Annotated in this window: 22 protein-coding genes; 12 read left to right on the forward strand and 10 right to left on the reverse strand. The window is 71.9% G+C overall.

All coding sequences use genetic code 11. The features are described from left to right. Positions 1-5: 5 nt before the first annotated feature. The 6 genes from C1N81_RS41855 (at position 6) to C1N81_RS41880 (ending at position 6,496) form a co-directional block, all read left to right on the forward strand. Positions 6-854, forward strand: a complete 849-nt coding sequence (locus tag C1N81_RS41855; RefSeq protein ID WP_394436754.1) for an acetoacetate decarboxylase family protein — start codon at positions 6-8, stop codon at positions 852-854. Positions 855-889: 35 nt separating this feature from the next. Next, positions 890-2,371, forward strand: a complete 1,482-nt coding sequence (locus C1N81_RS41860) for an aldehyde dehydrogenase (RefSeq protein WP_394436756.1) — start codon at positions 890-892, stop codon at positions 2,369-2,371. Continuing rightward, on the forward strand, positions 2,364-3,293 hold the full coding sequence (locus C1N81_RS41865; RefSeq protein WP_394436758.1) for a 3,4-dihydroxyphenylacetate 2,3-dioxygenase: 930 nt from the start codon (positions 2,364-2,366) through the stop codon (positions 3,291-3,293). The genes C1N81_RS41860 and C1N81_RS41865 overlap by 8 nt, the downstream gene beginning before the upstream one ends. A 12-nt stretch (positions 3,294-3,305) precedes the next feature. Continuing rightward, positions 3,306-4,151 (forward strand): fumarylacetoacetate hydrolase family protein, encoded by an 846-nt coding sequence (locus C1N81_RS41870; protein ID WP_394436760.1) that lies wholly within the window; start codon positions 3,306-3,308, stop codon positions 4,149-4,151. 108 nt (positions 4,152-4,259) lie between these two features. Next, positions 4,260-5,753, forward strand: a complete 1,494-nt coding sequence (locus C1N81_RS41875; protein WP_394436762.1) for an aldehyde dehydrogenase — start codon at positions 4,260-4,262, stop codon at positions 5,751-5,753. Then, a complete protein-coding gene (locus C1N81_RS41880; protein WP_394436764.1) occupies positions 5,750-6,496 on the forward strand; it encodes a gamma-glutamyl-gamma-aminobutyrate hydrolase family protein in 747 nt (248 codons plus the stop codon). The genes C1N81_RS41875 and C1N81_RS41880 overlap by 4 nt, the downstream gene beginning before the upstream one ends. A 41-nt stretch (positions 6,497-6,537) precedes the next feature. On the opposite strand, the gene C1N81_RS41885 is transcribed toward C1N81_RS41880, so the two are convergent. Both C1N81_RS41885 and C1N81_RS41890 read right to left on the reverse strand, forming a co-directional pair. Further along, a complete protein-coding gene (locus tag C1N81_RS41885; RefSeq protein WP_394436766.1) occupies positions 6,538-7,005 on the reverse strand; it encodes a hypothetical protein in 468 nt (155 codons plus the stop codon). Between the two features lie 26 nt (positions 7,006-7,031). After that, positions 7,032-7,730: a DUF7507 domain-containing protein gene (locus C1N81_RS41890; RefSeq protein ID WP_394436768.1), complete on the reverse strand. Its 699-nt coding sequence runs from the start codon at positions 7,728-7,730 to the stop codon at positions 7,032-7,034. Between the two features lie 321 nt (positions 7,731-8,051). Here C1N81_RS41890 and C1N81_RS41895 point away from each other — a divergent pair, with 321 nt between their 5' ends. Beyond that, entirely contained in the window at positions 8,052-8,840 is a 789-nt protein-coding gene (locus C1N81_RS41895; RefSeq protein WP_394436770.1) for an SDR family oxidoreductase, read from the forward strand. A 98-nt stretch (positions 8,841-8,938) separates the two neighbouring features. Here the strand turns inward: C1N81_RS41895 and C1N81_RS41900 are convergent, their stop codons facing one another. The 3 genes from C1N81_RS41900 to C1N81_RS41910 are packed head-to-tail and all read right to left on the reverse strand — an operon-like array spanning position 8,939 to position 11,453. Next, positions 8,939-9,688: an amino acid ABC transporter ATP-binding protein gene (locus tag C1N81_RS41900; protein ID WP_394436772.1), complete on the reverse strand. Its 750-nt coding sequence runs from the start codon at positions 9,686-9,688 to the stop codon at positions 8,939-8,941. Next, positions 9,685-10,575 (reverse strand): amino acid ABC transporter permease, encoded by an 891-nt coding sequence (locus C1N81_RS41905; protein ID WP_394436774.1) that lies wholly within the window; start codon positions 10,573-10,575, stop codon positions 9,685-9,687. The genes C1N81_RS41900 and C1N81_RS41905 overlap by 4 nt, the downstream gene beginning before the upstream one ends. Further along, the gene (locus C1N81_RS41910) at positions 10,572-11,453 is read right to left on the reverse strand and encodes an ABC transporter substrate-binding protein (protein ID WP_394436776.1); all 882 of its coding nucleotides are present in this window, start codon (positions 11,451-11,453) and stop codon (positions 10,572-10,574) included. The genes C1N81_RS41905 and C1N81_RS41910 overlap by 4 nt, the downstream gene beginning before the upstream one ends. Before the next feature lie 307 nt (positions 11,454-11,760). On the opposite strand from C1N81_RS41910, the gene C1N81_RS41915 reads away from it, so the two are divergent. Next, positions 11,761-12,981 (forward strand): S8 family peptidase, encoded by a 1,221-nt coding sequence (locus C1N81_RS41915; RefSeq protein WP_394436778.1) that lies wholly within the window; start codon positions 11,761-11,763, stop codon positions 12,979-12,981. Positions 12,982-13,206: 225 nt separating this feature from the next. On the opposite strand, the gene C1N81_RS41920 is transcribed toward C1N81_RS41915, so the two are convergent. The 4 genes from C1N81_RS41920 to C1N81_RS41935 all read right to left on the reverse strand — a co-directional run bounded on the left by C1N81_RS41920 (position 13,207) and on the right by C1N81_RS41935 (position 15,858). After that, complete coding sequence (locus tag C1N81_RS41920) at positions 13,207-13,539, reverse strand: lysine transporter LysE (protein ID WP_394436780.1); 333 nt, start codon at positions 13,537-13,539, stop codon at positions 13,207-13,209. Between the two features lie 86 nt (positions 13,540-13,625). Next, a complete protein-coding gene (locus C1N81_RS41925) occupies positions 13,626-14,348 on the reverse strand; it encodes a heparin lyase I family protein (protein WP_394436781.1) in 723 nt (240 codons plus the stop codon). A 206-nt stretch (positions 14,349-14,554) separates the two neighbouring features. Then, a complete protein-coding gene (locus C1N81_RS41930; protein WP_394436783.1) occupies positions 14,555-15,022 on the reverse strand; it encodes a DUF6461 domain-containing protein in 468 nt (155 codons plus the stop codon). Positions 15,023-15,279: 257 nt separating this feature from the next. Continuing rightward, a complete protein-coding gene (locus tag C1N81_RS41935; RefSeq protein WP_394436785.1) occupies positions 15,280-15,858 on the reverse strand; it encodes a Dps family protein in 579 nt (192 codons plus the stop codon). A gap of 293 nt (positions 15,859-16,151) precedes the next feature. Between C1N81_RS41935 and C1N81_RS41940 the strand changes: the two genes are divergently transcribed. Both C1N81_RS41940 and C1N81_RS41945 read left to right on the forward strand, forming a co-directional pair. Further along, positions 16,152-17,132, forward strand: coding sequence for an alpha/beta hydrolase (locus C1N81_RS41940; RefSeq protein ID WP_394436787.1), 981 nt, complete (start codon positions 16,152-16,154; stop codon positions 17,130-17,132). A gap of 63 nt (positions 17,133-17,195) precedes the next feature. After that, a complete protein-coding gene (locus tag C1N81_RS41945) occupies positions 17,196-17,918 on the forward strand; it encodes an alpha/beta fold hydrolase (RefSeq protein WP_394436789.1) in 723 nt (240 codons plus the stop codon). A gap of 19 nt (positions 17,919-17,937) precedes the next feature. Here the strand turns inward: C1N81_RS41945 and C1N81_RS41950 are convergent, their stop codons facing one another. Then, positions 17,938-20,409 (reverse strand): ATP-binding protein, encoded by a 2,472-nt coding sequence (locus C1N81_RS41950; protein ID WP_394436791.1) that lies wholly within the window; start codon positions 20,407-20,409, stop codon positions 17,938-17,940. Between the two features lie 209 nt (positions 20,410-20,618). Here C1N81_RS41950 and C1N81_RS41955 point away from each other — a divergent pair, with 209 nt between their 5' ends. Further along, positions 20,619-21,125 carry a DinB family protein gene (locus C1N81_RS41955; protein WP_394436793.1) on the forward strand — a complete coding sequence of 169 codons (507 nt, stop codon included), beginning with the start codon at positions 20,619-20,621 and terminating at the stop codon, positions 21,123-21,125. A 194-nt stretch (positions 21,126-21,319) separates the two neighbouring features. Then, positions 21,320-26,233 (forward strand): DUF5979 domain-containing protein, encoded by a 4,914-nt coding sequence (locus tag C1N81_RS41960; RefSeq protein ID WP_394436795.1) that lies wholly within the window; start codon positions 21,320-21,322, stop codon positions 26,231-26,233. Positions 26,234-26,372 lie beyond the last annotated feature (139 nt).

Raw genomic sequence — 26,372 nt, forward strand, 5'->3', positions numbered from 1 at the left:
ACGCGATGACAGACGACCCCGGCCTCCCTGACGTTCCTGATACCCCCGCTGTGCGCGGGTACTTCCACCCCAAGACGGCCACGGGGGCGGCGTCCCTGATTCCGTCGCCGCCTTGGCGCTACTCCGGCGATCTGCTCACCGTCGAGTACCGCACGGACCCCGCGCGCGTGCGCGAGCTGCTTCCCGCGCCACTGGAGTTGGTGGACGAGGACCAGGATCCCGGCGCGGTCGCGCTCATCTGGGCCGACTGGCAGTCCTGCTCCGCCGACGGCCGTGAACTGCTCGATCCGGTGCGCGCCCAGTACAAGGAGGCCTTCGCGGTCGTGCGCTGCCGGTACCGGGGGCGGACGTTCACCCGGTGCGTGTTCATCTGGGTCAATAAGGACTTCGCCATCGCCCGCGGCCTGCACCAGGGCTATCCGAAGAAGCTCGGCTCCATCCACCAGACCCGTCCGCACCCGTACGGACCCGCCCCGCGCATCCAGGCGGGTGCCCGTTTCGGCGCCACGCTCGCCGCCGCCGACCGGCGTCTGGCCGAGGCCGTCGTCACGCTGCGCGAGCCGTGCGCGACCAACGGGTTCGTGAACGCGCACCCGATGGCCCACCACCGCTGGCTGCCGTCGATCGAGACGGGCAAGGGCCTGGCCCTCGACGAGCTCATCGAGACCGGCGCCGCCTCCTCCGAGGGAGGCCAACCCTGGACCGGAGATGCGGAGTTGCGGCTCTTCGAGGCTCCCACCGAGGAGCTCGCCCGCCTGGAGATCCGCGAACCCATCGCCGCCTACTACCGCCAGGTCGGCGTCGTCTGGGACGGCGGCCGGCTGCTGGAGTCGAACACGTCAGGGGCCGCATGATGCCCGCCCGCCGACACGGTCAGGAGGCCCGACGGATGACCGAGTCCGAGGCCGAGTCCGAGCACACCGTCACCGTCGCCGGGGCCGCCGTCGACACACGGCACTGGATCGGCGGCGAGCGCGTCGCCTCCGCCGGCACCTTCACCGACGTGTCGCCCATCGACGGCACCGCCTTGGGCGAGATCGCGCGCGGTACCCCCGTCGAGGCCGACGCGGCCGTCGCCGCCGCCGAAGCCGCCTTCGCCGGCTGGGCCGCCACCCCGCGCGCCGAGCGCGCCCGTGTCCTGCGCGCCATCGCCGACGGCGTCGACAAACGGCTGGAAGAACTCGCCGTCGTCGAGACCGCCGACAACGGCGCGCTGTTGCGGGCGCACCGCCGCGGCGTCATGCCGCGCGTCGCGCACAACTTCCGCTTCTTCGCCGACCGGCTGCTCGCCCTCGACCACGAGGACTTCGAGACCCGGGGCCACCGCAACCACGTGAGCTGGGACCCGGCGGGCCCCAGCGTGCTGATCACGCCGTGGAACGCGCCGCTGATGCTGGAGTCCTGGAAGGTCGCCCCGGCGCTCGCCGCGGGCAACACCGTCGTCCTCAAGCCCGCCGAGTGGACCCCGCTGACCGCTTCGCTGCTCGCCGACATCGCGGCCCATGCAGGGCTGCCCGCCGGTGTCCTCAACGTCGTACAGGGCTACGGCTCCGAGATCGGCGACGCGCTGACCGCCCACCCGGGCGTGCGCCGCATCAGCTTCACCGGGTCGGTGCCCACGGCCCGCCGCATCGCCGCGTCGGCCGCGCCGCACCTGACCCCGACCAGCTTCGAACTGGGCGGCAAGTCCCCGCTCCTCGTGTTCGCCGACGCCGACCTCGGCCTGGCCGTCGACCTCGCGGTGGAGCAGTACGACAACGCGGGACAGGTCTGTCTCGCCGCGACCCGCCTCCTCGTGGAGGAGCGCGTCGCCGGAGAGTTCGTCCGCCGCTTCACCGCGAAGGCCCGGCGGCTCCGGCAGGGCGACCCGCGCGACGACACCACGGACATCGGGCCGAACATCCACCCCCGCCAGCTGGAGAGGATCGACGGCTTCGTGCGGCGGGCGCTCGCCGCCGGGGCCCGGCCGGTCGTCGGCGGCCACCGGGTCGGGGAGCGGTACTACGCCCCGACCCTCCTCACCGACGTGGAGCAGGACGCGGAGATCGTGCAGGAGGAGGTCTTCGGCCCGGTCCTCACGCTGCAGACCTTCACCACGGAGGAGGAGGCCGTCCGCCTGGCCAACGACACCCGGTTCGGTCTTGCCGCCACCCTCGCCACCGGCGATCCCGCGCGCGCCGAACGCGTCACGGCACGACTCGTCGCGGGCACCGTCTGGGTCAACTGCTTCTTCGTCCGCGACCTCCGGGCACCCTTCGGCGGCTCGCGCCGCTCCGGGGTCGGACGCGAGGGCGGTACCTGGAGCTTCGACTTCTTCTGCGACCTCAAGAACACCGTCACCGCCCCGAAGGGATGGCAGGACCATGGGTGAGATCGTCGGGGCGGGGCTGCTCGCCCACGTCCCCACCGTCGTACTGCCGAAGGAGACCCGCCTGGAGCTGAACGAGGGCAAGGAGATCACCCTCGTCACCGGGCTGCGGGAACTGCGCGCGGACGTCTTCGGGCGCGACGACTACGACACCGTGGTCGTCCTGGACTCCCACTGGGCGACGACCGTCGAGTTCGTCGTCACCGCGCAGAGCCGCCGCGCGGGCCTCTTCACCTCGGAGGAGCTGCCGCGCGGCATGTGCCGTATGCCCTACGACTTTCCCGGTGACCCCGAACTCGCCGCGCGGACAGCGGGGTTCGCCGACCGGCACGGCACCTGGATCACCGCGATCGACGACCCGTACCTGCCGATCTACTACGCCACCGTCAACCTGTGGAAGTACCTCGGCGAGGGCCTCCCGGACAAGCGCTGGGTGAGCATCGGTGTCTGTCAGACCGGTGACATGGAGGACCACCTGCGTCTGGGCCGTGCGCTCGCCGACGGCATCGCCGCCACACCCGGTCGCCGCGTCCTGCTGATCGCCTCGGGCGCGCTGTCCCACACCTTCTGGCCCTTGCGTGAACTGCGGGACCACGAGGCCGGCGACCCGTCGCACATCTTCACGCCCGAGGCGCGCGAGGCCGACCTCGAGCGCATCGCCTGGTTCAAGGAGGGCCGCCACGACAAGGTGCTCGACACCATGGAGGCCTTCTGGAGGTACAGGCCCGAGGCGAAGTTCTTCCACTACCTGATGATGGCGGGCGCACTCGGCGGCCGCGCCTGCACGGCCACGGGCCGCCAGTACGGGCAGTACGAGAACTCGATCGGCACCGGCCAGGCCCATCTCTGGTTCGACCGTCCCGCGGGCGGCTGGACCGGGACCGGGGACCACGCCTCCGCCACGCCCTCTCACCGCCGCGCCTAGAAGGGCCCCGCCATGACCGAGTACCGCCGCATCCTCCTCGACGGCGCCGCCGTGCAGGTCACGGTCGACGGGGACGAACTCGTCGCCGGTGACGGCCGCCGCGTGAAGGCAGGGGAGGCGCGGCATCTGCCGCCCGTCGTCCCCTCCAAGGTCATCGCCGTCCACCTCAACCACCGCAGCCGCGTCGACGAGTTCCGGATCGCCCTGCCCGACACCCCGACCTATTTCCACAAGCCGACCTCCGCGCTCAACAGCCACCGGGGCGCCGTCGTCCGCCCCGAGGGCTGCAAGTGGCTGAACTACGAGGGCGAGGTCGCCCTGGTCATCGGCAGGACCGCGCGCAACGTCGCACCGGAGGACGCGGGCGGGCACATCGCGGGGTACACCGTCGCCAACGACTTCGGGCTGCACGACTTCCGCGACACCGACGCCGGGTCCATGCTCCGCGTCAAGGGCTCGGACACCCTGTGCCCGCTCGGACCGGGCCTCGTCACCGACTGGGACTTCCGGGGCAAGTGGCTGCGGACCTACGTGAACGGCGAGGTCGTGCAGGACGGTTCGACGGACGAGATGAAGTGGGACATGCACTACCTCGTCGCCGACATCGCCCGCACTATCACCCTGTACCCCGGTGACGTGCTGCTCTCCGGAACCCCGGCGAACTCCCGGCCGGTGCGCCCCGGGGACGTCGTCGAGGTCGAGGTCGAGGGCCTGGGACGGCTCACCAACCACATCGTCACCGGCCCCACCCCGATCCGCACCGACGTCGGCGCCCAGCCGACCGAATCCGAGGAAGTGCGGTCCACCGCGCTCGGCGGCGACTGGGAGCTCCGCGGTGTCCGGCCACCGAAGCGCTGACCCCGCGCCCGGCGGCGCCCGGCCCGCCGCCACCACCCGCTCCTGGCGCTACGCCGCCACCATCCGCTCCGGCGGGTACGCCACCGCCATCCGCCCCCGGAGGTCCGCATGAGCACCATTCCGACGCACAGCACGTGGCTCGAACAGGCGAAGGCGTTCCGCCCGCCCGGCGCGCACCTGATCGACGGCGCGGAGGAGCCCGGCGACAGCGGGGAGTTCGCCGTGGTCTCACCGCGTGACGGCCAGGTCCTCGGGCCCGTCGCCGACGGCGGCGAGGCCGAGGTGAACGCCGCCGTCGCCGCCGCCCGCCGCGCCTTCGACCAGGGCCCCTGGCCCCGCCTGGCCCCCGTCGAACGAGGCCGCCTCCTCCTTCGTGTCGCCGAACTCCTCGACGCGCACCGGGCGGAGCTGGCACTCGCCGTCAGCCTGGAGATGGGCAAACCGATAGCGGACGCTCACGACATCGAACTCCGGGCGGTCATCAGCACCTTCCGCTGGTACGGACAGCTCGCCGACAAACTCACCGACACCTCCCCGCACACCGCGCCCGACGCCCTCGCCCTTGTCACCCGCGAACCCACCGGTGTCGTCGGCGCGGTCGTGCCCTGGAACTTCCCGCTGACGCTGGCCGGCTGGAAGATCGCCCCCGCGCTCGCCGCGGGCTGCACGGTGGTCCTCAAACCGTCGGAGAACGCACCCCTGTCGGCCCTGCTCCTCGGCCGCGTCGCCCTGGAGGCCGGACTGCCGCCCGGCGTGCTCAACGTCGTCAACGGCACAGGACCGATAGCCGGACGCGCGCTCGGCCTGCACTCCGACGTTGACGTGCTCGCCTTCACCGGCTCCACCGCCGTGGGCCGTCACTTCCTGCGCTATGCGGCCGACTCCAACCTCAAGAGGGTCTGGCTCGAACTGGGCGGTAAATCACCGAACATCATCCTTCCCGACGCCCCCGACCTGGAGAAGGCCGCCGCCACCGCCGCCTGGGGCATCTTCTTCAACCAGGGCGAGATGTGCACCGCGCCCTCCCGCCTGCTCGTCCACACCTCCGTCGCCGAACAGGTCACCGAGGCCGTCGTGGAGCGCGCCCGCGCCCTGCGCGTCGGCGACCCCCTCGACCCGGCCACCGAGATGGGCGCCCTCGTCGGCGAACAGCACCTCGCCCGCGTGCTCGACCACGTCCGCGCGGGCGCCGACGACGGAGCCCGCCTGCGCACCGGCGGCGCGCGCACCCTCACCCAGACCGGCGGCGCCTACCTCGAACCCACCGTCCTCGACCATGTCGCCCCGGACAGCCGCCTCGCCCGCGAGGAGATCTTCGGCCCCGTCCTGTCCGTGCTCACCTTCGACGACCTCGACGAGGCCGTCGCCCTCGCCAACGGGACCGAGTACGGCCTCGCCGCCGGCCTGTGGACCTCCGATCTGTCGACGGCCCACCGGATCTCGCGCGCGCTGAAGGCGGGCACGGTGTGGGTCAACTGCTACGAGGAAGGCGACCTGACCGTGCCCTTCGGCGGTGTCAAGCGGTCCGGCAACGGCCGCGACAAGTCCGCCCACGCCCTGGACAAGTACACGGAACTGAAGACCACCTGGATTCAGCTGTGACGACAGACGCCCCGCGACCGGCCGCGCCCGCGACCGCCCGCCCCCTCATCGCCGTCCCCGCCCGCTTCGCCGCCACCACCTCCGCCCTGCGCTACGCCGCCGAGGTCAATGCCCGCGCGCTGATCGACGCCGTCTGGCGGGCGGGCGGCGAACCCGTCGGCGTCCACCCCGTCGACCCGGCCGAGCACGACGTCACCGCGCGCATCACCCGCTTCGACGGCATCCTGCTCCCCGGCGGCGGCGACCTCGCCCCGCACCGCTACGGTGCGCCCGACGCCCACGAGGCGGTCTACGACGTGGACGAGGTGCAGGACGCGTTCGACCTCGAAGTCGCCCGGCAGTCCCTGGCGCTCGGGCTCCCGCTGCTCGCCATCTGCCGTGGACTCCAGGTCGTCAACACCGCCCTGGGCGGCACCCTGCACCAGGACATGGGAGGCCCCCGGCGCGAGCACCGCCACATCCGCCAGTCCGTCTCCCTCGCCCCCGATACGGTGGTGGCGCGGATCACCGGGACGGACAAGATCGAGGCGTCCTGCTACCACCACCAGCACGTGGACCGGCTGGGCGAGGGGCTACGGGTGACGGCCCGTGCCGCCGACGACACGATCGAGGGCGTCGAACCGGCCGAGGCCCGCGCCCTGTTCGTGGCCGTGCAGTGGCACCCGGAGGACACCGCCCACGAGGACCCGGCCCAGCAGCGCCTCTTCGACGCGCTGGTCCGGGCCGCGAGGCGAAGACTCTGACGGTCCCGGGACGTACGTTCATGGCATGGCGGAACACCGCCTCAGTGCCGGCGTCGGCCCGTCGCCCTGCCGAGACGGAGGAGCCATACGCCGATCACAGTGAGGATCAGCGCGGCACCGCCCAGCAGACTCGCGCGGAGCGCGCCGGTGCCGGCCAGCTCTTCGTCGTCCGGTGTGCCGGGAGCGGGCGAGCCTGAGGAGGTGGCACCGCCGGTGGGGAGGGGAGTCGGTGAACCCGTCCCGCTCGGGGTCGGCGTGCCCGCATCAGTGGGGGTGGGGGTGGGTGTGCCCGTATCGGGTGTCTTCGTGGGCGTGGTGGTGGGCGTCGGTGTGGGCGTGCTCGTGTCGGTGGGTGTAGGCGTCGGCGTAGGTGTGGGGTCCGTGTCGATCTCCGTCGTGACACAGGAGTGGTTGTCCGCGGTCTCGGTCTCGCGGCTGCCGGTGTAGACGTCCGCGCAGTTCTCGATCTCGGTGCCGTCCTCGACGTCGGCGTGGGCGTGCATCGTCACGCTGAAGGTGCGTGTCTCGCCCGGCTTCAGGGTGTGCAGGGGCAGGTGAGGGTGGTGCCGCTGGGCGGGCACTCGGAGGGGAGTTTCTCGATGTCGAGGTGGACGGAGTCGGTGTTGTCCTCGACGGTGACGTCGACCGCGTCCGAGGGCCCCTCGTTGGTGACGGTGAACGTGTAGGTGTAGGTGCCGTCCGCGTTCACCCGTGCCGGGGCGGTCTTCTTCAGCACGACATTGCTGAGGGTCTGGGCGATCGTGATGGTGCGGGCCTGTGCGCTCTGCGCGTCGCTGCTGGTGGCGGTGGCCTCGTTGACGATGTTCGTGCCGTCCGTGGTGTCCGACAGGACACGTACCGGGATGCGGTATGTGACGGAGGCGCCGGGCGCGAGGTCGCTGCCGTCGCCGCCGCACCTGACGGCCGAGCCGTCGGCGGTGCAGCCGTCCGGTGCCCGCCCGTCGAGGGCGAGGTGTGTGTCCAGGGTGTCGGAGACGGTCACGTCGTGGGCGGTCCGGTCCCCGGTGTTGGTCACCACGAGGGTGTAGACGGCGGTGTCGCCCACGGTGAGCGGGTCGGGGGAGACGCTCTTCTCCAACTGGAGCGGCCCGGCGGCCCGCAGAGCGGGCGCGCGATGCCCCGGAGAGCCCGCGGCGGCGGCCCTTTCCGGAGCGGCGGGGGGTGCGGCGACGGAGACCGCGTGGGGCAGTGCCGCCGCGCCCAGCAGGGCCACTGCCGACAGCGTCCTGACCGTCCGGCGGGGGAGTCGCGGGCTTCCCACGGAAGGTGTACGAGCTTCACCTCTGTATGACATGGCAGAAGTTAAGGCGATGGTGCACCGGTAAGAACCGATTTACATACTTAGGTCGTAAAACACACCCTGATGGCAGAGCGCGGTGCGGAGGAAGGGACGGTCGGGCCGGTGACACACACGTGTGGGTGGACGCGGGCAGCGGAACACTCGGTCCGCTCCAGCGGCATGTGCGGCGGGCGCGTAGGTATGGGGAAAGAATCCGATTGACCCGGGCGTGCCGTTCCTGGACCATTCCCGTCCGTGACCACGACGACGACCGGCACCGAGCAGGAGCAGCCCGCCCGTCCCGTCGCCCTGATCACCGGGGTGGGCCGCACGGTCGGGATCGGCGCCGGTGTCGCCCGTCGGCTGGCCGCGTCGGGCTGGGACATCGCCTTCACCTGCTGGACGCCGTACGACGACCGGATGAGCTGGGGCCGGGAGGCGGGGGCGAGTGACGCGATCGGCCGGGAGCTGGCCGAGCACGGCGCGAACAGCGCCGCGATCGAGGCGGATCTCGCCGACCCGGACGCCCCGGCCCGCGTCTTCGACGAGGTCGAACGCCGGACGGGCCGCGTCTCCGCGCTGGTGATGTGTCACTGCGAGTCCGTGGACTCCGGGCTCCTCGACACGACCGTGGAGAGCTTCGACCGGCACTTCGCCGTCAACGCGCGCGCCACCTGGCTGCTGATCCGGGAGTTCGGCCGCCGTTTCGCCGGGGACGGGGGTACCGGCCGGATCATCGCCCTGACCAGCGATCATACGGTCGGCAATCTGCCCTACGGTGCGAGCAAGGGCGCCCTGGACCGCATCACGCTGGCCGCCGCCCACGAACTGGCGGCTCTCGGAGTGACCGCCAACGTGATCAATCCGGGGCCGGTCGACACGGGCTGGATGCCCGAGGAGGTGCGGGAGCACTGTGTGCGCGGCACCCCGCTCGGCCGGCTCGGCACCCCGCGGGACACCGCGCACCTCGTGGACTTCCTGTGTTCCCCGGAGGGCGGCTGGATCAACGGTCAGTTGCTGATGAGCAATGGCGGCCTCGCCTAGGCCGGCCCTGGAACGCCGGGCGGGCCCACGGGTGGCTCGGAGGCGGCCCACCTACACGAGCGACGGCTCAGAGGCGGACCACCTCCACGAGCGACGGCTCAGAGGCGGCCCGCCTCCACGATGCGCCGCAGGAACTGGCGGGTGCGATCGTGGCGCGCGTCCTCGAACACCGCCTGCGGGGTGCCCCGTTCGAGCACGACCCCGCCCTCCAGGAAGCACACCTGATCGGCGATCTCGCGGGCGAAAGCCATCTCGTGGGTGGCGAGGACCATCGTCATGCCCTGCTCCTTCACGTCGCGCACGACGTCGAGGACCTCGCCCACCAGCTCCGGATCGAGCGCGGCCGTGATCTCGTCGAGGAGCAGAAGGCGGGGGCGGACGGCGAGCGCCCGCACGATCGCGGTGCGCTGTTGCTGGCCGCCGCTGAGCCGGTCGGGGTACTCCCGGGCCTTCGCGCCGAGGCCGAGGCGTTCGAGGAGCGCCATGCCGCGCTCCTCCGCCTCCTCGCGGGTGAGCCCGTGCACGCGGCGCGGTGCGAGGGTCACGTTCTGCAGGACGGTCAGGTGCGGGAAGAGGTTGTACGCCTGGAAGACGACGCCGATCCTGCGGCGCACGGCGTCGGCGTCGGCGCGCGGGTCGGTGATCTCCTCGCCGTCCAGCCAGATGGCCCCGTCGTCGATCTCCTCCAGGAGGTTGGCGCAGCGCAGCAGGGTCGATTTGCCCGAGCCCGAGGCGCCGATCAGGGCGGTCACGGTGTGCGGGGCGACCTCCAGGTCCACGCCGCGCAGCACCACCGTCGAGCCGAACGACTTGCGCACGGACTCCATCCGCAGCACCGGCCCGGTCATACGAGTCCTCCTTGTGCGCGGCGCCGGTCCATCCGGGCCGTCACCCAGTCCGTGAACCGTGTCATCGGGATGGTCAGCGCGATGAAGGCGAGCCCGGCGATCACGTAGGGCGTGTAGTTGAAGTCCTTGCCGGCGATGATCTGCGCCGCGTACACGGCGTCCACGGCGCCGCCGATCGAGACGAGCCCCGTGTCCTTCTGCAGCGACACCAGGTCGTTGAGGAGGGGAGGGACCACGCGGCGCAGCGCCTGGGGGAGGACGACGTACCGCAGCGCCTGGCGGTTGCTGAGCCCGAGGGAGCGGGCCGCGGCCCGCTGCGAGGGGTGGATCGCCTCGATCCCGGCGCGGAACACCTCCGCCACGTAGGCCGAGTACGTGAGGACGAGCGCGGCCCCGCCGAGGAGGACCGGGTCCGTCGTCACCCCCTGGAGGCGGAGCGCGGGAACGCCGAAGATGACCATCAGCAGGCAGATGATGAGCGGCAGTCCGCGGAAGAAGTCGGTGTACGCCGTCGCGAGCGCCCGCAGCGGGAAGAAGACGGGGCCGCGCAGGGTGCGGGCGAGGGCGAGCAGCAGTCCGAGGACGAGCACACACGCTCCGCACACCACAAGGAGACGCAGGTTCAGCCAGAGCCCCTCCAGGACGTCGGGGAGCGCCACGCGCGCGTAGTGCGCGCTGAAGAACGTCTCCTTGGTGCGGTCCCAGCCGGGGGAGTTGACCACGATCAGGGTGAGCGCGACGACCGTCAGCACGGTGCTGGCCACCGCGAGGCCGGCCGAGCGCCGGGCGCGGGACTTCTTGTAGCGCTCCCGCGCGAGCCGGCGGTCGGACGGGACGTAGGTGTCCTCGACCGCTTGCGGCTCTTTCTCGGCGTTCTCGACGTTCACTTGAGCACCGGGGCGTCTACGGCGTCGGAGAGCCACTTCTTCTCCAGGGCGGCGAGCGTGCCGTCCTCGCGGAGCGCGTCCACCGCGCGCGTCACGCACGACGTGAGGGTGGACTGCTTGTCGAGGACGAGGCCGAACTGCTCCGGCGTACCGGCACCGTTCTCGAACTGGCCCACCACCTCGGCGTCGGTGACCTCCGCCCCGGTGATGTAGAAGGCGGTGGGCAGGTCGACGACGATGGCGTCCACCTGGCCGTTCTTCAGCGCCGACTTGGCGAAGTCGTTCTTCTGGTAGACGGCGGGCTTCTCGTCCGGCTTCACCACGTCGTTGATGTAGTCGAGGCTGGTCGTGCCCACCTGGGCGCCCAGCTTCACACCCTTCAGATCGGCGACGGTCCTGGCGCCCGCGGCATTGGACGACTTGAGGGCGACGACGGCCTGCCGGACGTCGTAGTAGCCCGACGAGAACGCGACGGCCTTCTCGCGGGCGGCACTGATCGACACCTGGTTGATGTCGAAGTCGAACTTCTTGGCGCCGGGGGCGAAGGAACTGTTGAACGGGACGGTCTGCCACACCACGCGGTTTTTCGGGTAGCCGAGGCGGTCCGCGACGGCGTAGGCGACGGCGGACTCGAAACCCTTCCCGTTGGCCGGGTCGTCGTCCTCGAACCAGGGGGCGTAGGCGGGCTTGTCCGTGCCGACGGTCAGCTTGCCCGTGGCCACCGTAGCGAGCTTGCCGGACGTGCACGAGGCGGCGGTCGTGGCGGTGTCACCGGCCTTCTTGTCGGGCTCGGGGGCGCAGGCCGCGACGGTGGTGACGGCGGTGAGGAGGAGGGCGGAGCAGACGGCGAGCCGCGCGGTGCGGTGGACGGAATGCATGGCGGGAGACTGTCAGCGCGAGGCCCCTTCTGTCGAGGTCGGAGGGGATGAAGTCCGGTATGTGGGAACGGGTGTTGCGGGCGTGTGAAGTCGGGGCCGGCGCGCCCGGGGTCCCTGTTTTCATGTCGCGGGGGTGACGTGTCGTGTCGGGCGTGCCACGTGTGCGACACCTCTGTGTGCACGCATGACATACGTGTGTCATGTCCATGGAATCCCTTCACTCGCACCGGTCCGGCGGCGGAAGGTCGCTCTGCGGCACACCGACCCGGGTGCCGCGCCCCGCACCTCATCGAAAAGGACCTTTCGCATGGCAGCAGTGCGTACGACGAAGCGGCGGATCGCCGCGTCCCTTGCCTCGACGGCCGCGGTGGCGGCGGTGGTCGGAGCCCTCGCCGTGCCTCCCGCCCAGGCGGCCGCGCCGCCCGGGCGCACCGGCACCGTCCTCGGCGCGAACTCCGCCGAGGCCGTCCCCGGCAGTTACCTCGTCACCCTCAAGGCGGACGCCGGTCTCAGGGCGAACACCGCGCGGGGCAAGAACCTCGTCTCCGAGTACGGCGGCACGGTCAAGCGGACGTTCAGCTCCGCGCTCAACGGGTACGCGGCCGCGCTCACCGCCGCCGAGGCCCGCAGACTCGCGGCCGACCCCGGCGTCGCGTCGGTCGAGCAGGACCAGCGCGTCCACACCACGGGGACCCAGACCGGCGCGCCCTGGGGCCTGGACCGCATCGACCAGGCGAACCTCCCGCTGAACGGCACCTACACCTACCCCGACAGCGCGGGCAGCGGTTCGACCGTCTACGTCCTCGACACCGGGGTCCGCATCACGCACAAGGACCTCGCGGGCCGGGCCTCGTACGGCTACGACTTCGTCGACAACGACGCCACCGCGCAGGACGGTTACGGGCACGGCACCTTCGTCGCCACCGTCGCCGCGGGCAGCACCTACGGCGTCGCCAAGAAGGCGAAGGTCGTCGCCGTCCGGGTCCTCGGCAACGACGGCTCCGGCACGACGGCCGGAGTCATCGCGGGCGTCGACTGGATCACCGCCCACCACGGCGCCAACTCCGTCGCCAACGTCTCCCTCGGCGGCGGGGCCAGCGCCGCCCTGGACACCGCGGTGAAGAACTCCATCGCCTCGGGCGTCACCTACTCCATAGCCGCAGGCAACTCCGGCGCGCCCGCCGCCAACTACTCGCCCGCACGGGTCCCGGAGGCGCTCACCGTCGGGGCGACCACGAACACGGACGCCCGCGCGAGCTACTCCAACTACGGTTCCACCGTGGACCTCTTCGCCCCCGGATCCGCCATCACCGCCGGCTGGAACAGCTCCGACACGGCGACCTACACCGGCAACGGCACGTCGTTCGCCGCGCCGCACGTCTCGGGCGCGGCCGCGCTCTACCTGACGGCACACCCCGGGGCGTCCCCCGCGACGGTCTCGTCCGCCCTGGTCAACGGGGCCACCAGCAACGTACTCACCGGAATCGGCACAGGCTCGCCCAACAAGCTGCTGAGGCTCGTGCCGTAACCCTGGCGTGAGCGCCGGCAGTTCCGGTACGAGCCGCCGGCGACGGGTGCCGCGCCCTGTGTGGGGGCGCGGCACTTCGCTTGCCCATGCCTACACAGTCCTGTGGACTCGTGACAGCTGCCGCGCCCTGCGCAAGGCGGGCCACGCGGGCTGGCGGAACTCGGTCAGCCTGCGAGGTTTTTACCGGCTGACGCCTGAGGCGGCCGGGGAGTTGGCGGGCGTGGGTCAGAGGCAGCCGCAGTTGCCGGCGTAGAAGAACAGGAAGACGGCCGTCCCGGCCGCCAGGGTGAAGGCGGTCGCCGTCACGGCGGCCAGGCCGCGACGGCCCTTTCGCGGCTTGCGGAAGATCTGCCAGGCGCCGTGGGCCAGGACGAGGCAGATCAGGCCGGCCCCCGCGACGGTCAGGCGCGGGCTGGAGGACCAGCTCAGATAGGCCAGGAAGGTCAGGCCGGCGAGGACGGCGCAGGCCAGAAGCGTGAGGATCGCCTCGCCCACGACCTCGCCGACCGTATCCACCACAAACTCGCCGACGCGTTTCGCCGCCCTGCCGACTGTCACCGCACTCCTTCGCCCTCATCCCCGACGTGGATCACGCGGAGTCGGCAAAGAGGACTCGCCCCGGCCGGGAATGGTTGCCCGCGCGCTCAGCCCCCGACGTCCGAGCGCGTCGTCCCCATGGAGAGGCCGGCCACCCAGTTGATGGACGCGGTGCTCGTGTCGGTGCCGAAGTAGGTGCCCCAGCGGGGCTTGTTGCCCAGGTCGTCCCAGGTGCGCGCGCCCGTCCGGGAGGCGAACCGCGTGCCGTCCTTGTAGACGGACAGAGTCCCCGCGCCGCCCGCGTCCGTGGAAATGCCGAGCTGGATGGAGTGCCATTCCCCGGCTGTCCAGGGGGTGGTCCCGATGGAGATCCAGGTTTCGCCGGGCGCCACGTACCAGGCCTTGAGCTGATCGTCCTCGACCTTCATCAGGACGGGGTAGTTCTGGCTGTTCTGGTCGTTGGTGCCGTTGGACTTCCACTGGAATACGGTCTGCGCGTCGCCCGTTTTGGTCATGGAGTCCCAGCCGAACCAGTACGTGCTGTCGTCCTTGAAGGTGTACTCGCCCGCGGAGGTGCGGACACTGTGCGCCTCGCAACGGGGCGTCCCGATGGGCTTGTTGAACTTGAAGAAGGCGCCGTGGCCGTCGCCCCAGTCGCCCGTGGTGACGGACCCCGGGCTGTCGCAGAGCGTGGTGACGAAGACGCCGGTGCCCTGCGTGGCGTCGGCGTTCCAGATCACGGACGCCTGCGCGGGGGAGGCTGCCAGGACGGTGGCGCAGGCGGTGGCGGCGGCTGCGCAGAACCAGGCACGCAGTGGGGTGCGGTACATGGGTTCACCTCTTCGATCGGTGGGGTCGTTGCGCGCCCTGTTGTAACCGGGTTGGTCGAAACGCTCAATAGTTCCTACCGAGTTGATCGTTTAGATCGTTTTGCGGAGCCCTGGATTCCGCGTAGGCCTATGCGCGCGGTTGCGGCCGGGCCGCCGCGCTCATCGACAGCGCAACGCCCGCTGCTCACCTCCGCGCTCCTCGACGGTCACCAGGAGGCGGGAGGGGAGCTCCGCGTGACGACGTGAGGCAACCGGCCCCGCTCGATGAGTTCCCGGGGCAGGGAGAGGCCGAAGTGCTCGTGGACGACCTGGAGCACCCGGCGTTGTTCCTCGCGGGTCGGCATCTCTTCGTCCGGGCCGATCAGGTCGTCGGGGGAGTCCTCCGGCGGAATGACCCCGGCCGCTTCCAGCGCGGGACGCAACAGGTCGGGCCGGGCCCCCGCGGGGTCGTAGCCGAAGCCCAGCTCGAAGTGCAGCTGGACCTCGCCGTCGGCGTGGTAACCGAAGAAGGACGGCGGGTCGTCCGGGCGCGGGTCCAGCACGACGATCTCGGCGCCGCGGGACAGCGCCGGATCCAGCGCCCAGCCTTCGCTGCCCCCGGACTCGACGACGAACGACCAGTCACCGCTTCTCCCGATGCGGCCGACGCAATAGACCCGCCGGAGGTCGACCATCCGGGACGCCTCCTGGACCGTCAGTGGCGGTCCAACATCCACAGGCCCGTGGTCGGAGAGCCGCTCGGCCAATAGCTCGGGCGACAGCCCGCGGGCACAAGTGACGTACAGATCACCGGCGTTCGTCGTCCCGCCACCCCACGCATCCGCTATCCACGCGAGTCCGTCCGCCATGGCCGCCTGCCCCCTGTACGCCCCGTCGAGATGCCAGTGCACAGTAGTCACCTCGCGGGGCGGGGCCTACGCAGGGGGTGCGGTCAGGCGCGTACGAGCGGGGTGTCGACCAAGTGTTCCGCGAGGAACCACGCCTGGCGTTCGCCGGTTCTGATGATCTGGGAGACGAGGACGTCGTTGGTGCCGTCGTCGCCGAGTTCGGCGGCGCGTGCGGCGGCGTCATGGGCGTCGATCAGGATGGTCTCGTGGGCCTCCAGGAGGCGCGAGAGCATCGCCGGGACCTCCTCCACGCCGTCCGGGGGCCGCGGGATCGAGGTGATCTCGGCGACGTGCCGGGCGTCACCGATCGCGACGCCGCCCAGGGACTGGACGCGTTCGGCGAGCGTGTCGACGAGTTCGAGCTGTTCCCCTGCGTGCTTGTCCAGGACGATGTGCAGCTGGTAGAAGGTCGCCCCGCGCATCAGCCAGTGGTGCTTCTTGTAGAGGCCGTGCAGGATCTGCGTGTCGGCGAGGACCTTGTTGAGGCGCTGGCACGCATACATCCGGGCCTCGTAGGACAGGCCGACGGGGAACTGCTTGACGGTGCCGAACTCCTGGATCACCTCGCCCTTCTGGTGCAGCCAGGGCTGACTGCCGTGCGCGGGCTTGGAGTTGCTGGTCATGTGTCGGTCTCCTGTGGTGCTGCGTGGTGTCGTCGTGCGGTGGTACGACCGTGACGTTAGGCGGCGGGGACAGGGGCGAGTTGTCGGCGAGCGCATGCGGTGATGTCCGCCAGCGCACGGGTGTGAGGCGTGAGGCGTCTTGGGCCGCTGGGGCCGACCAGGTCAGACGTCGTGCGCCGGTGGGGCATACGTCGTGCGCCCGCGGGCAAGTCGGCCCCGGTTTCCCCTCGTAGCTTTTCGGCATCGCCCACCGGAGCGTCCGGTCCGGGTGAGTGAAGTGCTGAGGAGTTCTCATGTCGGATGTCGTCGAGCCGGTCCCGCCGGTCGTTCCTGTCCTCGAGCCGGCCGCGGCCGCTTTCGCGGAGGCCACCTCCCGTCCGCCGTTCCTGTTCGAGCTGGCGCCCGAAGAGGGGCGCAAGGCGGTGGACGAGGTGCAGTCGGGGCCGGTCGAGCTGCCCGAGGTGGACGAGGAGTGGGTGACCGTCCAGGGCGGCCCCACCGGCAGTGTGCGGGCGCGGATCGTGCGGCCCGCCGGGGTCTCCGGAACCCTTCCGGTGATCTTCTACATCCACGGCGCGGGCTGGGTGTTCGGCAACGCGCACACCCACGACCGCCTGGTGCGCGAACTCGCCGTGGGCGTCGGCGCGGCCGTGGTCTTCCCCGAGTACGACCTGTCGCCCGAGGCCCGTTACCCGGTGGCGATCGAGCAGAACTACGCGGTGGCCCGCTGGGTCGTCACCGAGGGCGCCTCGCACGGCCTCGACGGGCAGCGCCTCGCGGTGGCCGGTGACTCGGTCGGCGGCAACATGAGCGCCGCCCTCACGCTGATGGCCAAGGAGCGCGGCGACGTCTCCCTGCTGGGCCAGGTGCTGTTCTACCCGGTCACCGACGCGAGCTTCGACACCGGTTCCTACCACCAGTTCGCCGAGGGCTACTTCCTGCGCCGCGACGGCATGCAGTGGTTCTGGGACCAGTACACGACCGACGAGGGCGAGCGCGCGCAGATCACCGCCTCCCCGCTGCGGGCCACCACCGAGCAGCTCGCCGGGCTGCCGCCGGCCCTCGTCATCACGGGCGAGGCCGACGTGCTGCGGGACGAGGGCGAGGCGTACGCGAACAAGCTGCGCCAGGCCGGTGTGCCGGTCACCGCGGTCCGTTTCCAGGGCGTCATCCACGACTTCGTGATGCTGAACGCGCTGCGGGACACGCACGCCGCCGAGGCCGCCATCACCATGGCCGTCCGCACCCTGCGCACCACCCTCGACGCCCGCTGACGCGCCACCCCGCTGACGCACCGCACCGCCCCACCCCTCCACCTCCCAGGAGACATACACATCATGGCCCCTGAAGCCAGCCCCACCGTCGTCCTCGTCCACGGCGCCTTCGCCGACGCCGCCAGCTGGTCCGGCGTCATCGAGGAACTGCAGAGCCAGGGCGTTCCCGTCGTCGCTCCGCCCAACCCGCTGCGCGGTCTCGCCGCGGACGCCGCGTACATCGCCTCCGTGGCCGCCCAGATCGACGGCCCCGTCGTCCTCGTGGGCCACTCCTACGGCGGCGCGCTGATCACGGTCGCCGGTACCGTGGAGAACGTCGTCGGCCTCGTCTACGTCGCCGCCTACGTCCTCGAAGAAGGCGAGAGCCTCGGCGAGCTGCAGGGCCGCTTCCCGCTGTCGCCGCTGGTCAGCAACCTGAAGGAGGCGACGTACCCGGTCGGCGACGGGGCGACCGGGACCGAGGTGACCATCGCCGCCGACGCGTTCCCGGCCATCTTCGCGGCGGACGTGCCCGCCGAGGTCACCAAGGTGCTCGCGGTGGTCCAGCGGCCGCTCGCCGCCGCCGCGTTCGCGGAGAAGGCCACCGCCGCCGCCTGGCACACCAAGCCCGCCTGGGCGCTGGTCGCCGGGGGCGACCAGGCCATCAACCCCGAGGTCGAGCGGTTCGGCGCCGAGCGCGCCGGGGCCACCGTCGTCGAGCTGGAGGGTGCCTCGCACGCCGTCGCCGTCTCCCGCCCGAAGGACGTCGCGGCCCTCGTCCTCGACGCCGTCCGCGCCACCGGCTGACGCCCCGGGCCCCCGGGGCCTATGCCCCCGTCTCCCGCAGGTGCTCCATCTCCCGCAGGTGCTCCCGCGCGTCGGTGAGCGCCTGCGGGGCGGCGTCCGGGCCGAGCGCGAGACAGCGGGTGAACGCCTCGCGGGCTTGTTCCGGGCGCCCGGCGGAGAGCAGCAGCAGTCCGAGACGAACGAGTTCGCTGCTCTCCTGCGTGAAGTTGTCGGCGTCGTGCCAGAGGTCCGCCGCGATCCGCCGCTCGGCGACCGCCTCCTCCCACTTCTCAAGCCCTGCGAGGCTGTGCGCCATCCCGGAGTGCAGTCCGGCCCGGACGAAGTTCCCGATGTGGGAGGCGACGCGGTCGCCCGCGTCGTCGAGGAAGGCGAGCGTGGACCGGAAGGACGCGAGCGCGGCGCCGGTCCGGTCGGCCTCGGCCAGCGTCAGCCCGTGCCCGTGCCGGGCGTTGAGGCTGCCGTGCAGGTCGCCGGCGGTGTCGAAGAGGAGGATGGACCGCTCCATGTGCTCGACGGACGACGCGTACTCCGCCAGCTTGCGCTGCGCCCAGGAGCTGTAGAAGTGGGCCCACGCCTCCTGGACGGTGTCGCCCGCGCGCTCGGCGGCGGCCAGTGCCTCCGTGGACCGGTCGAGGCTCTCGCGGAAGCGGCCCTCGCACAGGAGCAGGGCCCAGGCGTGGTAGTTGAGCTGCGTCGCCTCGGCGAGCGGGTCGTCCAGGGCGCGGGCGGCGCGTACGGCGGTGTCGAAGACCTCGGGCCAGTGCCCCCAGAAGATCCACTGGTCGGAGAACCAGTGCAGCGCCTCGGCGACCTCCACGACCCGGGCGTGCTCACCGTCCGCGGCGACGGCGCGCAGGGCCGCCAGCCAGTTGGCGCCCTCGGCCTTCAGCCACTCCATCGCTTTGTCCGCCGAGGACAGGTCGACCGTGTCCTGCCAGTCGGCCGGCGGCGCGCCGTGGCCGGGCTCGAACCAGCGGCCCGCCACGACGGTCGTCTCCAGGAGCCAGTGGTGCAGACCGGTGCGGGCCCGCTCGACGTCCGCCGGGTCCTCCTCGGCGGTCAGCCGCGTCCGGGCGAAGAGGCACACCAGGTCGTGCAGGCGGTAGCGGTCCCGGTCGCCGCCGAGCAGGCCGACCTCGACCAGCTCCTCCAGGGTGTCCTCCGCGTCGTACAGGCGCTGGCCGGTGAGGCGGGCGGCGGCGGGGGCCCCTGTGTCCGCCCCGGGGACGAGGGAGAGGCGCCGGAAGAGGCGCGCCGCGGTCGGCGTGAGCTGGCGGTAGGAGAGGTCGAAGGCGGCGGAGACGCGGAGGTCACCGGCGGCCAGGACGTCCAGGCGCCGCTCGTCGAGGGCGAGGCGGTCGGCGAGGCGGCGCAGGGACCAGCCGGTGCGGGTGGCCAGCCAGTTGCCCGCCACGCGCAGCGCCAGCGGCAGATGGCCGCAGCGGTCGGCGACCTCGGCGAGCGCCGCCGGGTCGGCCTCGGCGCGCTCCGCCCCGACCAGGCTGGTCAGAAACGTGGCGGCTTCCTCCGGGCTCAGGACGCCGAGGGGCAGCCGGTGCACGCTTTCGAGGCCGGTGAGCATGCGCCGGCTCGTCACGAGGACCATCCCGGCGCCCGCGCCCGGCAGGAGCGGACGGACCTGGGCCTCGTCGCGGGCGTTGTCCAGGACCAGGAGCGTGCGGCGGTCGGCCAGCATCTGCCGGTACAGGCCGGGATGCCCCTGCGGTCCGGCCTTCGCGAGGTCCCGGTCGGGCACCTGGAACGCCTTGAGCACACTGAGCATCAGCTCGGCGGGCGTGGGCGGCTCGTCGTCCATGCCGCGCAGGTCGAGGACCAGCTGCCCGTCGGGGAAACGGTCCGCGAGGGTGCGGGCGGCGTGCAGCGCGAGCGTGGTCTTGCCGGTGCCGGGCGGCCCGGAGACGGCGACCGTCACGGGCCCGCCGGCCGCAACGCCCCCGCCGGCTGTCACGGGCCCGCCGGCCGCAACGCCCCCGCCGGCTGTCACGGGCCCGCCGGCCGCAACGCCCCCGCCGGCCGCAACGCCCCCGCCGGCTGTCACGGGCCCGCCGGCCGCAACGACCCCGCCTGCCGTCACGACCCCGCCTGCCGTCACGACCCCGCCTGCCGTCACGACCCCGCCGGCAGAATCCGACGGCGTCGCGAGTGCGACGAGTTCCGCGGTCTCGCGCTCCCGGCCCACGAAGTCGTCGATGCCACGGGGGAAGGCCCGCACCCCGGAGGGGCTGTAGCCACCGGCGCGTCCGCTGCGCGCCACGGCGAGGAGGCGCTCCCGCTCCGCCTCGCCCAGGCCGAGCCCGTCCGCGAGGGCGGCCACCGTGCGCCGCTGCGGGGCGGCACGGCGGCCCCGCTCCAGGTCCCCGATGCCGCGGACGCTGACGCCCGACGCCTCCGCGAGCCCCTCGATGGTCAACGACGCCGCGAGCCGCAGCTCCCGCAGCGCGGCCCCGAACGCCCCGCGCTCCCCGCTCACCCCACCCGCTCCTTTTCCGCACGCCCTTGCCGTTCCCCCGGCGTGACCTCGTAGCTCACCGTAGATCTGGGGAGATCTTACGCAAATGCCGAGGTCGGGGGCGTACCGCGGCGGTGCGGGGGCCGCGCGGACGCCGACGCGGCCGACGCGGCCGACGCGGCCGACAAAGAGATGGACACCGGCCGCGGTGATCGTGGACCCTTCGCGCGATGACCAGAACCGATGACACCCCGCCCGCGTGGGACGAGCGCACGCAGCTCACCACCTTCCTCGACTACGCGCGGGACACCGCGCGCGCCAAGTGCGAAGGCGTCTCCGCCGAGAACGCCCGCAAGGCGCTCCTGCCGGGCTCACCGCTGATGACCATGTGCGGAGTGATCAACCATCTCCGCTGGGTCGAGTACCACTGGTTCCGGGTGGTCTTCCTCGGCGAGGAGGACCAAGGCCCCTGGACCGACGAGGACCCCGACCGGGAGATGCGGATCGCCGTCGACTTCCCGCTCGCACAGGTGCTGGCGGAGTACGCGGAGCAGAGCGCGCGCCACCGGGAGCTGGTGGCCGCGACCGACCTGGACCGGCGGGCCGAGCGCCCCGTGCGCGACGGCATCCACGTCGACCTGCGCTGGATCCTGCTGCACCTGACCGAGGAGACGGCCCGCCACAACGGTCATCTCGACATCCTGCGGGAGATGCTCGACGGCACGACCGGCGACTAGCCCCGGCCCCGGACTCCCGGCCCCCGGACTCCCGGCCCCCCGGATGAGGAGCGGGGCAAACCAGTGATATCACCCGGTATGTGATGGTGTGTCACAGGTAAATGTTTACGCGCGCTTCTACGGTTCTTTGCGTGTCATGCGGTGGAATCGCCCGCCGCATACGGTGAAGCGGGAGAACTGTGGGCCGCAGATGGATGAGAAGGCGCTGGAGCGCGAGCGCCCTGATGCTGGCGTTCGCGATGGCCGTGGGAGGCGCCGCCAGTGCGGTCCCGGGTGAGGGGGAGGGGGAGGCGGCGACCGGCGTGCGCGCGGCGCCCACCCCCGGTCCCACCCCCACCCGCACCCCCAGGCCCTCGGCGTCGAGCAGCGCGACCCCGCCGGTCGCGGCCGCTGCCGCGGTGCCGCACCTGACCGTGAACAAGGAGGCGGTGGACGTCCCCGACCCGCTGGTGCCGGGCTCGGTGTTCACGTACCGCATCACCGTCTCCTGTTCCTCCCTCGCGGAGTCCTGCGTCAGCACCCAGCTCGGTGACGTACTGCCCGAGGGGCTCGAGATCGAGCAGCTCCCCTCGGACACCGCCGGATACCAGGTCGCGTACGACGAGAGCACCGGCAAGGTGACGGTCGACTTCACCGACCCGCTGCCCTCGCCGCCCAACCCGGAGGGCTCGGTCGGGCTCGCCGCGGGCGGCAGCCAGGACATCCTCATCAGCGTGCGGGTGCCCGAAGGGGACCAGTTCCAGGACGGGGACAAGCTCGTCAACACGGCGGTCGTCACCGCCGACAACGCCGAGACGGTGAAGGACTCCGCGACCAACACGGTCGAGGTGCCGAAGAAGCCGTCCGTGAGCGGCTCGAAGTCGTGGAGCCCCAGCGGCACCGTGGCCACCAGCGGCGACAAGTCGACGATCACGCTCGGCGCGGCGAACACCTCGTCGACCTCCACCGACGTCGGCTCGGTCACCATCACCGACACCGACCCCGACCTGTGGAACAACTTCGACCTGGCCCAGGTCGGGCCGGTGACGCAGATGCCGAAGGGCGCCGACCAGGTCACGGTCTCCGTGTGCACGAAGCCCGGCGGCGACTGCGCGCCGGACGAGCTGATCAGCGGGCCGCCCGGCCCGGGCCCCGACCTCAGCCTGCCCGCGGGGGTGGACCCCGGGGACGTCACCGGCGTCGTCTACACCTTCGGCAACTCCAAGGGGACCCCGCTCCCGTACGACCCGAACGGCGCCAAGGTCCAGACGACCGTGGTGCTGCGGGACGAGGAGCGCGACAGCGGCGCGCCCATCAACCCCGACGAGCGCCGGCAGGTGGAGAACTGCGCCACGCCGTCCGTGACGTTCCGCGCCCGCGCCTCCGTCGACGGCACCGACGCCTGCGCAAGCCACAACATCCTGCCCAACACGGCGAGTGTCGCCATGGACAAGAAGTTCTTCTCCGACACCAACGGTGACTGGAAGCAGGACGGCACCGCCGTCATCGGCACCAAGCCCGGCATCACGTCCTCGGTGACCGCCACCAACACCTCGCCGTTCGACGTCAGCGAGATCACCATCACCGAGCCGTCGGAGTCCGCGCCGAGCGAGTTCGACAAGACGGACATGACGCAGGCCCGCCTCACCTTCCCCGCGGGCGCGACCAGCGCGGAGATGACGGTGGTGTGCCGCGACGGCACGACGCTGCCCGCGAAGAAGTTCACCAACCCGCCCGCCCAGCAGACCACCGCGCTCGGCTGCCCCGACGGCGGTCCCGCCGCCTCGGTCACCGTCACCTACCGCGGCACCACCAGCGACGGCAAGGGCGCCATCAAGCAGAACTCCGTCGCCGGTCTCGACCTGCACGGCACCCTCAACGACACCGCCGACGAGGGCGACGCGGAGGACGGCGTCCGCAACTGCGCCGACGCCTCCGCGACCAACCCGGCCAACGGCTCCGGCAGCGCCGCGGGCAACGTCTGCGCCACGCTGAAGGTCGAGAACCCGCGCCAGGAGGGCAACGGCACCAAGGACGCCTCGCAGACCTCGGTCCCGCCCGGCCAGCCCTTCACCTTCGGCATCGGCCTGACCAACCGCGGCAACGTCCCGCTCGACAACGTCATCGTCAGCGACCCGGCCGACCCCACCGCCGAGCCGAACGCCTTCGACCAGGTCCGCATCACCTCCATCACCCCCAAGGTCAGCCCCTCGGACCTCGACTACAAGCTCCAGGTCTACGACCCCGACGCGGGCAAGTGGGTCGCCTACGACGCCGACGACAAGGCGCTGCTCGCCCGCGCCCGCGGCGTACGCATCGTCGTCCCCGACGGCATCCCCGTCGGCGGTTCCGTGCACGCCGACGTCACCGTGGTGCTGCGGGACGGCGTCACCGACGGCACCATCACCAACTGCGCCGTCGCCACCACCGACGGCGACCCGCTCGGCAACGAGTTCTGCTCCGACACCGCCGAGATCGGCCCGGCCTCCTCGGCCGCCTCGCTCAACAAGACGCTCAGCCCGAGCACGGTCTCGCGCCCCTACCCGGGCAGCCCGGCCGCCAACGTGCACGCCACGCTGACCGTCGTCAACACCGGCAACGTCAACCTCGGCCGGCTCACCGCCACCGACTTCGACGGCGACTTCTTCGACGCGGTCGACTTCGTCTCGCTCGACGGCGTGAGCTTCCCCAAGGGCGCCGACCAGGTCCGCGTCGACGTCTGCACCGCCCGCTGCGCGACGAGCGACCCCGAGATCGTCCAGGGCGAGTGGACCGGCTCCACCAAGCCGGGCCTGCCCGACGGTGTCAGCGCCGGCGAGGTCCGGGGCATCCGCGTCGTCTTCCGCTCCAGCGACGGCGACAAGATCGTGCCGGTCGAGGGCAAGCCCAGCTTCAACGGCGCCTGCTCCAACGCCTCCGTCTGCTTCACCGTCAAGCCGCGCGAGACCTTGCGCTCGAACCCGGACAAGAAGATCCCCGCCTCCCTGGAGGACACGGTCAAGGGCAGCGGATCCAGCGACAAGCACGGCACGTTCACCATCCCGCCCGCCGATGCCACCCTGAAGGTCGACGACGGCGATCCGCGCCTGCGCGTGGAGAAGACGCAGAACGCCGTGGTCAGCCCGGGTGTCTCACAGCCCTTCACCCTGAGGGTCAAGAACACCGGGGACGCCCCGCTCAAGCCGCTCTCGGTCAGCGACCCCATCCCCGACGGCGTCACCTTCGACGACACCTTCGCCGGTGACGGCGGCATGCCGTACACGGTCACCGTCACCACCCCCGACGGCACCGCGAAGCCGAAGAACGTCAAGTTCACCACGGACAAGGACGCCGACGGCAACGTCACCGGCCTGCACTGGGACTTCCCCGACTGGACGATGTACCCGAGCGCCGAAGTCACCATCACCTTCCGGGTGAAGCTGAAGGGCGGCGTCCCCGCCGGGACGAAGATCCCCAACGTGTTCGGCGCGGGCTCCCCGTCCTACCCGGACATCGCCTGCGACCCGGACTCGCCCCGCCTCGGCACCGTCACCGACGATCCGTCCTACGGCGACGGCAGGTACTGCACCTCCACCGCCACCCTCACCACCGAGGCGGGCACCGCGTTCGACACCGCCAAGTGGGTCGCGGGCAACCCGGACCTCGGCTTCTACAACTCCGTCACCCACACCTACGTCCCGATCGGCGACCCGCGCTGCCCGACCAAGGTCTCCGGCGGCGTCACCTACACCCGCTACCCGTGCACGGCGCTCGTCCTGCCCGGCCAGAACTACAAGCACCTGATCACGGTCGAGAACATCGGCACCAACCCGGCCGCCTCCGTCGACCTCCTCGACGTCCTGCCGCACGTCGGTGACACCGGCGTCCTGCTGGGCGACGACGACCGCGACACCGCATGGTCCCCGCGCCCGCACCTGGCGGGCCCGATCACCCTCGACGGCGACGGCACGCTCGACGCCGAGTACAGCACCGTCGCCAGCCCCTGCGTGGACGACGTCCCCACCCCCGCGCGTGACTGCGAGGACGGCGACTGGACGCCGGACTGGCAGAAGGGCGACACCGCCTTCCACGGCGACGTCACCTTCGACGACCCCGGCCTGGCCCCCGGCGGCTCCTTCGGCATCGGCTTCGAGATGTCCTCGCCCGCCGACCTGAAGGACCCGGGCAGCCGCGACGACCCGTCGCTCGCCTGGAACTCCTTCGCCCACAGCGAGAGGGTCACCGTCGGCAACAACATCCAGGTCCTGCCGGTCGCGGAGCCGCCCAAGTCGGGTGTCGGCATGGTCTTCGGCAGCCTGCGGGTCGAGAAGACGGTGACCGGCCTGCCCGACGGGATCACCCCGGGAATGTTCGAGGTCGCGTACGACTGTGTCGTGACCCCGGACAGCGGCGACCCCGTGCACGTACGCCGCGGAAACCGGACCATCGTCGCCGGTGACCCCGTCACCCTGAACGACGTGCCCGCCGGGGCCGTCTGCCGGGTGTGGGAGACCGAGACGGGCGGCGCCGAGGGCAACCACACCGGTGAGCAGAACGCCGCCGAAGTCGTCATCAAGCCCGAGACGACCTCCTCCGACCCGACCGTCGTCGTGGTCGACAACCGCTACCCGCAGGCCCAGTTGACGCTCGTCAAGAAGGTCGACGACCCGTCCGGCGGCGAGCACGGCCCGTTCCGGTTCGAGGTCGACTGCTTCTACCGCGACCAGCACCTCGACGGTTATCCGCGCACCGTCACCCTCGACGGCCCCGGCCGCCGGGTGATCGCCGGGCTGCCCGTCGGCGCGGTGTGCACGGTCGGCGAACCGGGCAGCGCGGGCGCCGACGAGGTCACGATCACCGCCAAGCCGAAGGCCGACATCCCGGACGGCGCGAGCCCCGAAGACCCCACCGCCTCGGTGAGCGTCGGCGCGGACGGCGAAGCCGAGGTCACCATCGTCAACCACTACGACCACGGCCCGACGCCGTCCCCGAGCGAGAGCCACCCCGGCGACCACGGGGAGCTGCCCGACACCGGTGACTCACTGCCCTGGGCCCTGCTCGCCATCGCGGCGGCCCTGCTCCTCGCCGGAACCGTCACCCTGCTGATCCGCCGCAAGAGAGGAGCGCGCCGACCGGGCGCCCACGCCTGACCCCGCCCGTTCCCGCCTCGGCCCCGCCGCCCGCTCCCGGGTGGCGGGGCCGAGGCGGATGCACTGCCGGGCCAACCGCTCAGCAACTGCGGCCGGGGTCAGCCGCCCCGACGGGATCGGCCGGTGCGGCTTGTCCCTC

Source organism: Streptomyces sp. SGAir0957 (assembly GCF_043523415.1).

Excerpts from the sequence above, each read along its gene's own strand:
- C1N81_RS41855 (WP_394436754.1), top strand. The coding sequence starts at position 6 with ATGACAGACGACCCCGGCCTCCCTGACGTTCCTGATACCCCCGCTGTG.
- C1N81_RS41860 (WP_394436756.1), top strand. The coding sequence starts at position 890 with ATGACCGAGTCCGAGGCCGAGTCCGAGCACACCGTCACCGTCGCCGGG.
- C1N81_RS41865 (WP_394436758.1), top strand. The coding sequence starts at position 2,364 with ATGGGTGAGATCGTCGGGGCGGGGCTGCTCGCCCACGTCCCCACCGTC.
- C1N81_RS41870 (WP_394436760.1), top strand. The coding sequence starts at position 3,306 with ATGACCGAGTACCGCCGCATCCTCCTCGACGGCGCCGCCGTGCAGGTC.
- C1N81_RS41875 (WP_394436762.1), top strand. The coding sequence starts at position 4,260 with ATGAGCACCATTCCGACGCACAGCACGTGGCTCGAACAGGCGAAGGCG.
- C1N81_RS41900 (WP_394436772.1), bottom strand. The coding sequence starts at position 9,688 with ATGACCGGGCCGGTGCTGCGGATGGAGTCCGTGCGCAAGTCGTTCGGC.
- C1N81_RS41910 (WP_394436776.1), bottom strand. The coding sequence starts at position 11,453 with ATGCATTCCGTCCACCGCACCGCGCGGCTCGCCGTCTGCTCCGCCCTC.
- C1N81_RS41915 (WP_394436778.1), top strand. The coding sequence starts at position 11,761 with ATGGCAGCAGTGCGTACGACGAAGCGGCGGATCGCCGCGTCCCTTGCC.
- C1N81_RS41925 (WP_394436781.1), bottom strand. The coding sequence starts at position 14,348 with ATGTACCGCACCCCACTGCGTGCCTGGTTCTGCGCAGCCGCCGCCACC.
- C1N81_RS41930 (WP_394436783.1), bottom strand. The coding sequence starts at position 15,022 with ATGGTCGACCTCCGGCGGGTCTATTGCGTCGGCCGCATCGGGAGAAGC.
- C1N81_RS41935 (WP_394436785.1), bottom strand. The coding sequence starts at position 15,858 with ATGACCAGCAACTCCAAGCCCGCGCACGGCAGTCAGCCCTGGCTGCAC.
- C1N81_RS41940 (WP_394436787.1), top strand. The coding sequence starts at position 16,152 with ATGTCGGATGTCGTCGAGCCGGTCCCGCCGGTCGTTCCTGTCCTCGAG.
- C1N81_RS41945 (WP_394436789.1), top strand. The coding sequence starts at position 17,196 with ATGGCCCCTGAAGCCAGCCCCACCGTCGTCCTCGTCCACGGCGCCTTC.
- C1N81_RS41955 (WP_394436793.1), top strand. The coding sequence starts at position 20,619 with ATGACCAGAACCGATGACACCCCGCCCGCGTGGGACGAGCGCACGCAG.
- C1N81_RS41960 (WP_394436795.1), top strand. The coding sequence starts at position 21,320 with ATGAGAAGGCGCTGGAGCGCGAGCGCCCTGATGCTGGCGTTCGCGATG.